Origin of the sequence: Micrococcus sp. ACRRV (assembly GCF_022346985.1) — a bacterium.
GTDB lineage: Bacteria > Actinomycetota > Actinomycetes > Actinomycetales > Micrococcaceae > Micrococcus > Micrococcus porci.
On the sequence record NZ_JAKRNH010000084.1, the window covers coordinates 1 to 10,458 of the forward strand.

At 74.0% G+C, this 10,458-nt stretch carries 9 protein-coding genes; 3 read left to right on the plus strand and 6 right to left on the minus strand.

The genetic code is table 11. From position 1 onward, the window contains the following. The coding region (locus MHY29_RS09050; protein ID WP_239240474.1) for an FAD-dependent oxidoreductase at positions 1-891 on the plus strand (891 nt) is incomplete at its 5' end. Between the two features lie 78 nt (positions 892-969). On the opposite strand, the gene MHY29_RS09055 is transcribed toward MHY29_RS09050, so the two are convergent. Beyond that, entirely contained in the window at positions 970-2,379 is a 1,410-nt protein-coding gene (locus tag MHY29_RS09055) for an MFS transporter (RefSeq protein WP_224355438.1), read from the minus strand. A 170-nt stretch (positions 2,380-2,549) separates the two neighbouring features. Here MHY29_RS09055 and MHY29_RS09060 point away from each other — a divergent pair, with 170 nt between their 5' ends. Then, positions 2,550-3,182, plus strand: a complete 633-nt coding sequence (locus MHY29_RS09060) for a TetR/AcrR family transcriptional regulator (protein ID WP_239240476.1) — start codon at positions 2,550-2,552, stop codon at positions 3,180-3,182. 83 nt (positions 3,183-3,265) lie between these two features. Here MHY29_RS09060 and MHY29_RS09065 read toward each other — a convergent pair whose 3' ends face one another. The 5 genes from MHY29_RS09065 to MHY29_RS09085 all read right to left on the minus strand — a co-directional run bounded on the left by MHY29_RS09065 (position 3,266) and on the right by MHY29_RS09085 (position 9,496). Beyond that, positions 3,266-5,119, minus strand: coding sequence for a biotin carboxylase N-terminal domain-containing protein (locus tag MHY29_RS09065; protein WP_224355436.1), 1,854 nt, complete (start codon positions 5,117-5,119; stop codon positions 3,266-3,268). A 107-nt stretch (positions 5,120-5,226) separates the two neighbouring features. Continuing rightward, positions 5,227-5,910, minus strand: a complete 684-nt coding sequence (locus MHY29_RS09070; protein WP_239240479.1) for a nucleoside triphosphate pyrophosphatase — start codon at positions 5,908-5,910, stop codon at positions 5,227-5,229. Further along, complete coding sequence (locus tag MHY29_RS09075; RefSeq protein ID WP_224355434.1) at positions 5,907-7,589, minus strand: DUF885 domain-containing protein; 1,683 nt, start codon at positions 7,587-7,589, stop codon at positions 5,907-5,909. Before MHY29_RS09075 ends, MHY29_RS09070 begins: the two co-directional genes overlap by 4 nt. 54 nt (positions 7,590-7,643) lie before the next feature. After that, the gene (locus MHY29_RS09080; RefSeq protein ID WP_224355433.1) at positions 7,644-7,916 is read right to left on the minus strand and encodes a hypothetical protein; all 273 of its coding nucleotides are present in this window, start codon (positions 7,914-7,916) and stop codon (positions 7,644-7,646) included. Then, a complete protein-coding gene (locus tag MHY29_RS09085) occupies positions 7,913-9,496 on the minus strand; it encodes an acyl-CoA carboxylase subunit beta (RefSeq protein WP_239240482.1) in 1,584 nt (527 codons plus the stop codon). The genes MHY29_RS09080 and MHY29_RS09085 overlap by 4 nt, the downstream gene beginning before the upstream one ends. A 127-nt stretch (positions 9,497-9,623) precedes the next feature. Between MHY29_RS09085 and MHY29_RS09090 the strand changes: the two genes are divergently transcribed. Further along, the coding region (locus MHY29_RS09090; RefSeq protein WP_239240485.1) for a biotin--[acetyl-CoA-carboxylase] ligase at positions 9,624-10,458 on the plus strand (835 nt) is incomplete at its 3' end.

Genomic DNA, 10,458 nt, shown 5'->3' on the forward strand with positions numbered 1-10,458 from the left:
CACCAGGACCTGCCGGAGCACCAGATCGACGAGGGCTCGGGCGTCACGGGCGCCGAGTTCGCCTCGGCCTACAACCAGCTCGGCGCCGCGGTCACCCTGGTCTCCTCCCGCGACCGTGTGCTCCCCGGCGAGGATCCGGACGCCGCCGAGCTGCTGGAGGACGTGTTCGCCCAGAACGGCCTGGACGTGGCCGGCCGCTGCCGCGCCGAGTCCGTGGAGCGCACCGAGACCGGCGTGCGCGTGCACCTCTCCGGCGAGGGCGCCGACGGCCGCCCGTACATCGACGGATCCCACTGCCTGCTCGCCGTCGGCGGCGTCCCCAACACCGCCGGCCTCGGCCTCGAGGAGGTGGGCGTCGAGCTCACCGAGTCCGGCCACGTGAAGGTGGACGGCGTCTCCCGCACCACCGTGCCCTCGATCTACGCCGCCGGCGACTGCACCGGCCAGCTCGCCCTGGCCTCGGTGGCCGCCATGCAGGGGCGCATCGCCGTGGCCCACCTGCTGGGCGACGCCCTCAAGCCGCTGCGCCCGCACCTGCTGGCGTCGAACATCTTCACGTCCCCGGAGATCGCCACCGTGGGCGTCACCCAGGCCCAGGTGGACTCCGGCCAGTACCAGGCGGACGTGATCCGCCTGGACTTCGCCACCAACCCCCGCGCCAAGATGCAGGGCGTCTCCACGGGCTTCGTGAAGATCTTCGCCCGCCAGGGCTCCGGCACCGTGATCGGCGGCGTGGTGGTGGCCCCGCGCGCCTCCGACCTCATCTACTCGCTGGCGCTGGCCGTCACCCACAAGCTCCACGTGGACGACCTCGCGGACACCTTCACCGTGTACCCGTCCATGTCCGGGTCCATCGCCGAGGCGGCCCGTCGCCTGCACGTGCGGGTCTGATCCCGTCCCGGGCACGACGACGGCCGGCCACCCCGCGCGGGTGACCGGCCGTCGTCGTGGGCGGGGCCGAGCGGCGGCTCAGCGGGCCGCGGCGCGGCGCTCGCGGGCCGAGGTGACCTCGTGGAGGTCCGCGTGGCGGGTCTCGGGGGAGAGGGCCAGGGCGGCCATCGTGATCACCGAGGCGATGGCCAGGTACCAGCCCACGGTGGCCACGCCGAACTCCTTGACGAGCCAGCCGGCCAGGAACGGGGTCAGGGCGGCGCCGAGGATCGAGGACACGTTGTAGGCGATGCCCGAGCCGGTGTAGCGGGTGTTCGTGGGGAACAGCTCCGGCAGCACCGCGGACATGGGGCCGAAGGTCAGACCCATGAGCGCCATGCCGACCGCGAGGAACGCGAGCATGGACGGGACGTTCAGCGCGTCGCCCTGACCCATGGCGGCCGGGGAGAGCCAGGCGCCGAAGGACAGGCCGAAGACGACCATCAGGCCAGAGACGACCAGCAGGGTGGGCTTGCGGCCGAAGCGGTCCGCCAGCCAGCCGGAGACCGGCACGAAGGCTGCGAAGAACAGGATGCCGACCAGCTGCAGCACCAGGAAGTCCGCGTACTTCACGCCGAGCATGCCGTTCTGGGTCTTGCCGATGGCGTAGGAGAGGATCCAGGTGGTCATCAGGTAGAAGAGCACGTACGTCGCGTACATGACGAAGGTGCCGAGGATCAGCTCCCACCAGTTGCGCTTGAAGACCTCGCCCAGGGGGGCCTTGACGCGGGTGTCGTCCTCCAGGGCACGCTGGAAGACCGGGGTCTCCTCGAGCTTGACGCGGACGTAGAGGCCGACGGCCACCATCACGATCGACAGCAGGAAGGGCACGCGCCACACCCAGGTGAGGAAGGAGCCCTCCAGCTGGGGGTTGGTGGAGTCGTGGCCGAAGGCGCGCACCAGGATGAGGAAGAGGCCGTTGGCCAGCAGGAAGCCGATCGGCGCGCCGAGCTGCGGCCACATGGCGGCGCGGGCGCGCTTGCCGTGGTCGGCGTACTCGGTGGCCAGCAGGGCCGCACCGGACCACTCGCCGCCGAGGCCCAGGCCCTGGCAGAAGCGCAGGACCACGAGCATGGCGGGGGCCCAGAGGCCGATCTGGAAGGCCGTCGGCAGCAGGCCGATCAGGAAGGTGGCGATGCCCATGGTCAGCAGCGAGCCGATCAGGGTCACCTTGCGGCCCATGCGGTCGCCGAAGTGGCCGAACAGGATGGAGCCGATGGGGCGGGCGACGAAGGCGGTGCCGAACACGGCGAAGGAGGCCAGCAGCGCGGTCGTGGGGTCGTCCCCGGGGAAGAAGATCAGGGGGAATACGGACACGGCGGCCGTGGCGTAGACATAGAAGTCGTAGAACTCGATCGAGGTGCCGACGAGGGACGCGAGGATCACGCGGGACTTCGGCACGTCCTCGACCGAGGGGGCCTCGGCCGAGCGGGCGGTGGTGTGGGACATGGCACTCCAGGGGGCGGCTGGTCACATGGGCCCGCACGAGGACCACGATGTGAGATGGAATGCCTGTGACGCTAGTCTCCCCCAGGGCGAGGGGCGGTGAATTCGCCACGAATGTCCATATGGTGGACGCGCGGCGGCCGCTGCCGAGCCGCTCCATAGACTGTGCCGTTGTGAGCCACAGTCGCCTTGCCCCCGAGTCTGAGCCCGAGCCGGAGCCCGCGACGCCGACGCGCGTCCCCGGCCTGCGTGAGCGCAACAAGGCCGCCCAGCGGGAGCGCATCCTCGCGGCCGTCCGCGAGCGCCTGGGCCGGCAGGGCTACCGGGCGATGACGACGGCGCAGATCGCGCAGGACGCCGGCGTCGCGGCCGGCACGGTGTTCACGTACGCGGCCACCAAGCCCGAGATGCTGATGATGGCCACCCACGACCGGTGGAAGGACTCGGTGCCGAGCGCCCTCGCCGGCAGCCTGCCGGAGGACCGCACGGAGGCCGTCCGGGCCCTGGTGGACCCGATCGTGGCCACCGCCGTGGCCGAGCCCGAGAACTCCGCGGCGATCGCCCGGGAGCTGCTCTTCGGGCAGCCGGGCGCGCACCACGACGCGGTGCTGGTCCTGATCCGCCGGCTCGAGGAGGCCATCGCCCGGATCATCGCCGACGGCGACCCCGGGCCCAGCGAACGCACCGCCGCGGACCTCGTGGTCATGGGGGTCGTGCTCGAGCTCCACCGGGACCGGACCGAGGGCGGGCGCGTCGAGGGCCTCGAAGAGCGGATCGAGCGCGTCATCGGCCTCTTCATCGACTGAGCCCCACCGACTGGGCCGGAGACCCGGGGGTCATCGTCCCAGGTGGCGCGCCGCGCACGCGGCTCAGACCGGGGCCGGCCCGCTCACTCCGCGTCGGCGATCACCGCGATCACGGCGCCCGCCGTGAGCGCGTCCCCGGCGGCGACCTCGAGCCCCGAGACCACGCCGGCCCTGTGCGCGGTGAGCGGCTGCTCCATCTTCATGGCCTCCATGACGACGATCAGGTCGCCCTCGGCCACGCGGTCGCCGTTCTGGGCGGCCACCTTGACCACGGTGCCCTGCATCGGCGCGGTCAGGGAGTCCGTGCCGGGCGCGGCGGGGGCGGCCCCCGCGCGTCGTGCGCCCCGCGGGCGACGCCGGCCCGCACCCGCCCGGGCGGCGGCGCCCTGCAGCTGGTGCATGGCCTCGCCCCAGGTGGGCAGGGTGACGTCCACGCGCTTGCCGTTGACCTCGACGGTCACGGTGTGGCGCTCCGGGCGGTCGGGCGCAGCCGCGGGGGTGAGGGCCGTGGGCTCGATCTGGTGCGCGAACTCCGTTTCGATCCACCGCGTGTGCACGGCGAACGGCTCCTCCGAGCCCGCCAGCTCCGGCGCGAACGCCGGGTCGGCGACCACGGCGCGGTGGAAGGGCAGCACCGAGGGCATGCCCGCGATCTCCGCCTCCGCCAGGGCGCGGGCGGCCCGCTGCAGGGCCTGCCGGCGGTCGGCGCCGGTGACGATCAGCTTGCCCACCATGGAGTCGAACGCGCCGGAGACGGTCTCGCCCTCGGTGACGCCGGCGTCCACGCGCACGCCCGGGCCGGAGGGCATCCGGAAGCGGGTGAGGGTGCCGGGGGCGGGCAGGAAGTTCCGGCCCGGGTCCTCGCCGTTGAGGCGGAACTCGAACGAGTGGCCGCGCGCCTCGGGGTCGCCGTAGCCCAGGGCCTCGCCGCGGGCGATCCGGAACTGCTCGCGCACCAGGTCGATCCCGGTGACCTCCTCGGACACCGGGTGCTCGACCTGCAGGCGCGTGTTCACCTCGAGGAAGCTGAGCGTGCCGTCCTGGCCCACCAGGAACTCACACGTGCCGGCGCCCACGTAGCCGGCCTCCTTCAGGAGGGCCTTGGAGGACTCCACCAGGCGGGTGTTCTGCTCGTCCGTGAGGAACGGGGCCGGGGCCTCCTCCACGAGCTTCTGGTTGCGGCGCTGCAGGGAGCAGTCGCGGGTGGAGACCACCACCACGTTCCCGTGGGCGTCCGCCAGGCACTGGGTCTCCACGTGGCGGGGGCGGTCCAGGAACCGCTCCACGAAGCACTCTCCGCGGCCGAACGCGGCCACCGCCTCGCGGACGGCGGACTCGTAGAGCTCCGGGATCTCCTCGCGGGTGCGGGCCACCTTGATGCCGCGGCCGCCGCCGCCGTAGGCGGCCTTGACGGCCACGGGCAGGCCGAACTCGTCCGCGAAGGCCACGACCTCGTCCGTTCCGTTCACGGGGGAGGTGGTGCCGGGGGCCAGCGGTGCGCCCACCTTCGTGGCGATCCGACGGGCGGAGACCTTGTCCCCGAGGGCGTCGATGGCGTCGGCGGGCGGGCCGATCCACACGAGCCCCGCGGCCTCGACGGCGCGGGCGAACTCGGCGTTCTCGGAGAGGAAGCCGTATCCCGGGTGGACCGCGTCCGCGCCCGAGCGCTCGGCGGCGTCGAGCACCTTCTGGATCACCAGGTAGGAGTCGGCGGCGGTCTCCCCGCCCAGCGCGACGGCCTCGTCCGCCAGCTTCACGTGCAGGGCGTCCCGGTCCGGCTCGGCGTAGACGGCCACGGAGGTGAGGCCTTCGTCCTGGCAGGCGCGGATCACGCGGACGGCGATCTCGCCGCGGTTGGCGATCAGCACGCGGGAGAACGGGCGGCCGGGCGCCTCCGCGATGTCGGCGGAGGCCTGGGGCGCGCTGGCGTTGGTCATGGGTGCGGACGACTCCTCGGACGGGACGGGCGGCGGGCGCCGCTGTTCCCCAGCACCTTACTGCGGCGGTGGGGTCCCGCACAGGCCGCGGGCCGCCATCCCGCGGATCAGGCGTCGCAGTTGGAGGATCCCCACAACGCTGACAGGTCGACGCCCAATACCGAGCACTGTCGGCGCAGCGTGGACACGGAGAGCCCGATGACGGCGTTGGGGTCGCCCTCGACGGACTCCACGAGCGCCGCGCCGGCGCCGTCGATCGTGAACCCGCCCGCGCACTGGAGCGGTTCGCCGGTGGCGACGTAGGCGCGGATCGTCGCCTCGTCCACGTCCGTGAACGCCACCCCGGCGCTCACCGTGGCGCCGCTGGCGGGGGCGCCGGCGGCGTCAGTCCCCGGGGTCAGCAGGATCACGTGCTGTCCCGTGTGGAGGGTCCCGGACCGGCCGGACTGCGCGCGCCAGCGGGCGATCGCCGTCTCCGGCTCCCACGGCTTGCCCAGGGCCTGCCCGTCCAGCTCGAACACCGAGTCGCAGCCGAGGACCAGCGTGGGCCGGTCCACGCCCTCGGCCGCGACGACGCCGGCCACCGCCTCCGCCTTGGCCTCCGCCAGGAGGCGGGCCAGTTCGGCGGGGGTCGCCCCCGGGGAGGCCGCCCCCACGGCCTCCTCGTCCACCCGGGAGACCACCGTGCGGAACGGCAGCAGCGCCCGTCGGAGGATCTGCGCGCGGCCCGGGGAGGCCGAGCCCAGGACGAGGGCGGCGGGGGCCCTGCCGCCGTGGGGGAGGGTGCTCACGCGAGGGCCTCGCGGAGGGTGTCCAGCCCCATGCCGCCCACGCGCAGCGCGCGGGTGTGGAAGGCCTTGAGGTCGAAGTCCGCGCCCTCGCGCGCCTCGTGCTCGGCGCGGATCTGCTCCCAGATGCGCTGGCCGACCTTGTAGGCGGGCGCCTGGCCCGGCCAGCCGAGGTAGCGGGTGAACTCGAAGCGGCGCTGGCCCTCGGAGATCCGCAGGTGCTTCTCCAAGAAGGCGTAGCCCTTCTCCGGGGTCCACTCGCCGCCGCCCTCGGAGGCGGGCATCTCGAAGCCGCAGTGGTAGCCGATGTCGAACACCACGCGGGCCGCGCGCATGCGCTGCATGTCCAGCATGCCCAGGTGGTCCCCGGCGTCGTCGAGGAAGCCGAACTCCTCCATGAGCTTCTCCGCGTACAGGGCCCAGCCCTCGCCGTGGCCGGAGGTCCACGCGAAGTTGCGGCGCCACAGGTTGAGGGTCCCGCGGTTCATCATGGCGGTGGCGATCTGCAGGTGATGGCCGGGCACGCCCTCGTGGTACACCGTGGTGGTCTCGGCCCACGTGGTGAACTCCTCCTCCCCGGCCGGCACGGACCACCACATGCGTCCGGGGCGGGAGAAGTCGTCCGAGGGGCCGGTGTAGTAGATGCCGCCCTCCTGGGTGGGGGCGATCATGCACTCGAGGCGGTCCATGGGCGCCGGGATCTCGAAGTGGGCCTTCATGGCCTCCACGGCCTCGTCGGAGAGGCGCTGCATCCACTCCTGAAGCGCCTTCGTGCCCGTGAGCGTCCGGGCGGGGTCGGCGTCGAGGATCGCGCGGGCCTCCTCGATCGTGGCGCCGGGCTTGATGCGCTCCGCGTCCGCCTCCTGCGCGGCGATGATGCGGTCGAGCTCCTCCTGGCCCCAGCGGTAGGTCTCCTCCAGGTCGATCTCCGCGCCGAGGAATACGCGCGAGGCCAGGCGGTAGTGCTCGATGCCGACGGCGTCCGCCTCGGGGGCGTGCGGGCGCAGCTCGGCCTCGAGCGTGTCGGCGAACTCGGCGTAGGCGGCTGCGGCGCCTGCGGCGCCCGTGCGGATGCGCTCGGCGAGGGCGGCGTCGACGACGTCGGCGGCCTCGGCGCGCTCGACGAGGCCGGGGAAGAACCCGCCCTCGGCGCCGTGGGCGCGGGCCTGCTCCACGACGATCTCCACCTGGCGCACCGCGGCCACGTGGCCGGCGTCGCGGGAGGCCAGCAGGGACTCCGCGTAGCCGCGCAGGGCGGCCGGGAGGTTCTCCAGGCGGCCCGCGATGTGGCCCCATTGCTCGGCGGTGTCCGTGGGCATGAGGTCGAAGATCGCGCGGATGCCCTGCGCCTCGGAGGCGATGTTGTTCAGCTCGGTGCGGCCCGTGGCGTGGATCTCGCGCTCCAGGCCGAGGCGCTCCCGCATCGCGGCCACGGTCACCCGGTCCACGTCGTCCGCGGGCTCCAGGCCGGCCAGCTCCTCGAGCGTGGTCCGGTTGAGCTCGTCGAGGGCGGCGGCGCCGGCGGGGGAGAGGTCCGGGTACTCGGTCTCGTGGCCGGGCATCCCCAGGGAGGTGGCTTCGTCCGGGCGCAGGGCCAGGTAGGCGGCCACGTGGCGCTCGGCCAGCGCGTCGACGGCGGAGGGGGTGCGGGCGCCCTCGGGCGCCGATGTGGTCTGCGTCATGCCTCGATGGTACGGGCCGGTGCCCCCACCGGTCAGCCGCGGCTCAGCGGACGCTCAGCGGCGCCCCGCCGCGCGCCGCCACTGGTCCTCGCCGGGGCGGGCCCACAGGCCCAGGTCACCGCGGCGCACCAGGCTCCGGTCCGGGCGGCGCAGGCGGCCGGACCGGCCGGCCTGCGGCACGGCGGCGCCGCCCTGGGCGCGCATCTGCGCCAGCACGGCGGTGAGCGCGGCCATCTCCTCCGGCTCCAGGGAGGAGCCGGTCAGGCGCATGGGCTCCGGGTCCTGGACCTCGCGGTCCGCGGCGTCGTCGGGGAGGGCGGCGCTCACAGCGGCATGTTCCCGTGCTTCTTGGCGGGCCGGGCCTCGCGCTTGTGGAACGTGGCGCGCAGGGCCCGCACCAGGTGGGCGCGGGTCTGGCGCGGGGGCACCACGGCGTCGACGTAGCCCAGGTCCGCGGCCTGGTACGGGTTGAGGAGTTCCGCCTCGTAGTCCGCCACGATCTGCGCGCGGCGGGCCTCGACGTCCTCGCCCGCGGCCTCCGCCGCGGCCAGCTCGCGCCGGTAGAGGATGTTCACGGCGCCCTGGGGGCCCATCACGCCGATCTGGGCGCTGGGCCAGGCCAGGTTCAGGTCCGCGCCGAGCTTCTTGGAGCCCATCACGATGTACGCGCCGCCGAACGCCTTGCGGGTGATCACCGTCAGCTTCGGCACGGTGGCCTCCGCGTACGCGTAGATCAGCTTGGCGCCGCGACGGATGATGCCGTTGAACTCCTGGTCCGTGCCGGGCAGGAAGCCGGGCACGTCCACGAGGGTGACGATCGGGATGTTGAAGGCGTCGCAGAAGCGCACGAACCGGGAGGCCTTCTCGGACGCCGCGATGTCCAGGGTGCCCGCCAGCTGCTGCGGCTGGTTGGCGACGACGCCCACGCTCATCCCGTCCAGGCGCGCCAGGCCGGTGATCACGTTGGGGGCGTACATCTCCTGCAGCTGGAGGAGGTGGCCGTCGTCGACGAGCGCGGCGATGACCTCGAGCATGTCGTAGGGCTGGTTGGCCGAGTCCGGGACGATCGTGTCCAGGGCCAGGTCCTGCTCGGTCTCCTCGAGGGACTCCGCCTCGAACACCGGCGCCTCCGCCAGGTTGTTCGAGGGCAGGTACTCCAGCAGGTCCTGCACGTAGGCGATCGCGTCCTCCTCGGAGGTCGCCATGTAGTGCGCCGTGCCGGTGGTGGAGTTGTGCGAGCGCGCCCCGCCCAGGGTCTCCATGTCCACGTCCTCGCCCGTGACGGTCTTGATCACGTCCGGGCCGGTGATGAACATGTGCGAGGTCTGGTCCACCATCACGACGACGTCGGTCAGCGCCGGCGAGTACGCCGCGCCGCCCGCGGACGGGCCCATGATCAGGGAGATCTGGGGGATCATCCCGGAGGCCATGACGTTGTTCCGGAAGATGTCGGCGAACTGGGCCAGGGAGGCCACGCCCTCCTGGATGCGGGCGCCGCCGCCGTCGAGGATGCCGATCACGGGGCAGCCGTTGCGCGCGGCGAACTCCTGCACCTTCACGATCTTCTGGCCGTTGCGCTCCGAGAGCGAGCCGCCGAACACGGTGAAGTCCTGCGAGTACACGGCCACCTGGCGCCCGTCCACGGTGCCGAAGCCGGAGACGACGCCGTCGCCCGCCGGGTGCTTCGCGTCCATGCCGAACGCGGTGGTGCGGTGGGTGGCCAGGGCGTCGAGCTCCACGAACGAGCCCTCGTCCAGCAGCAGGTCGATTCGCTCGCGCGCCGTGTGCTTGCCGCGGGAGTGCTGACGCTCGACGGCGGCCTCCCCGCCCGGGGCCGCCGTGGCCTCGAGGCGGCGGTGCAGGTCGGCGAGCCTGCCGGCGGTGGTGCTCAACTCGGGTGCGCTCACGCGGGACTCCTGGCGTTGTCGAGGGGCTTGTCCGGTGTGGCCGGAGCCACGCGCGACAGTGTACGCGCGGCCCTCCGCCCGCACCCGGGCGGCGTGGCCCGTCCGGCGCATGGGCTATACCTGATGCATGGGCACCCTCCTCTGGCTCGATGCCGTCGACTCCACCCAGGACGAGCTCCTGCGCCGCCTCGCCGCCGCCGACGGCGCCGCCCGCCCCGGCCACGGGGACGGCGTGGGCACCGCAGACCAGCGCGCGGGCCGCGGCCGCCACGGTCGCGCCTGGCAGGCGCCGCCCGGCGCGGCCCTCGCGCTGTCCGTGCACCTGCGCCCGACCGGCCCGCCCGGCCCGCTGGCCCCCGCGCACCTGAGCTGGCTCTCCCTCGTGGCGTCCGCGGCCGTGGCCCGTCGCCTGGTCGGGCTGGGCGTGCCCGCGCACCTGAAGTGGCCCAACGACGTCCTGGACGCCGAGGGGCGCAAGCTCTGCGGCGTCCTCGCCACCCTCGCCCCGGCACCCGTCTTCCCGGGCGCGGACGCGGGGGAGACGCCCGGCGTCGTCGTCGGGATGGGTGTGAACGTCGACCTCTCCTCCGGGCGTCCGGTGCCGACCGCCGCCGCCCTCACGGACCACCTGCCCGGCGCGGAGGTCCCGGCCCCCCGCGACCTCGCCCAGGCGCTCCTGCGGGACGTGGCCGCCGCCGCGGACCGGCTGGCCCGCGACCTGGACGGCGTCGTCGAGCCCGTGGACGGGACGCACCCGGCGCTCGCGGAGGTGGCGGCCGTGCTGAGCACCCCCGGGCGGCGGATCCGCGCGGAGCTGCCCGGCGGGGAGGTCCTCGAGGGCGTCGCCACCGGGCTGGGGGCGGGCGGCGCCGCCGCCGACGGCGCCGCCCGCCCCGGCCACGGGGACGGCGTGGGCACCGCAGACCAGCGCGCGGGCCGCGGCCGCCACGGTCGCGCCAGGC

Bases quoted from the DNA above. Each gene is read 5' to 3' on its own strand.
- MHY29_RS09065 (WP_224355436.1), bottom strand. From the start codon at position 5,119: ATGACCAACGCCAGCGCGCCCCAGGCCTCCGCCGACATCGCGGAGGCG.
- MHY29_RS09055 (WP_224355438.1), bottom strand. From the start codon at position 2,379: ATGTCCCACACCACCGCCCGCTCGGCCGAGGCCCCCTCGGTCGAGGAC.
- MHY29_RS09075 (WP_224355434.1), bottom strand. From the start codon at position 7,589: ATGACGCAGACCACATCGGCGCCCGAGGGCGCCCGCACCCCCTCCGCC.